General features: G+C 60.0%; 1 protein-coding gene. It reads left to right on the top strand.

Annotated features, from left to right (window positions below; all coding sequences use genetic code 11):
- Nucleotides 1–396, top strand: a 396-nt coding sequence (locus DVK01_RS21325; RefSeq protein WP_121538850.1) for an MOSC domain-containing protein, incomplete at its 5' end; no start/stop codon positions are given.
- Between the last annotated feature and the right edge of the window lie 67 nt (nt 397–463).

Here is a 463-nt window from a genome sequence, read left to right as displayed (position 1 = left end):
GCCTCGTGGTTCGATGGCATGCACACAGACGAGATGCGCCGTCGACTCCGACCGAACCTCGAATTCGACGCCCCCGACCCGTTCTGGGAGGACCACCTGTTCGACCGCCGGGAGACGACCGTCGAATTCACCGTCGGAGACGCCACCTTCGAAGGAGTCAACCCCTGCCAGCGCTGTGCCGTACCGACCCGCAATACGGATACCGGCGAGGGGACGCCGGGGTTCCGCGAGACATTCATGACAAAGCGCCGCGAGACGCTGCCCGAGTGGTCCGGCGGCGACTGGTTCAATCACGACTTCAGACTGATGGTCAACACCACAGTAGCTGAATCATCGTGGGGAGAGACGCTTTCGGTTAGGGATGCGGTTCGCGTCGGAGACGTACTCACCGACTGAGTTGATTGGTTGGTGAGTTGATTAGTCAATTAGTTGAGTGGTTGGTGAGTTGATTGGGCGGCGATGT

Source organism: Haloarcula sp. Atlit-120R (assembly GCF_003665885.1).
In the GTDB taxonomy this organism is placed as follows: Archaea; Halobacteriota; Halobacteria; order Halobacteriales; family Haloarculaceae; genus Haloarcula; species Haloarcula taiwanensis.
The sequence above is the reverse complement of the archived record's forward strand: the minus strand, read 5'-3'. Positions and strand labels throughout refer to the sequence as shown.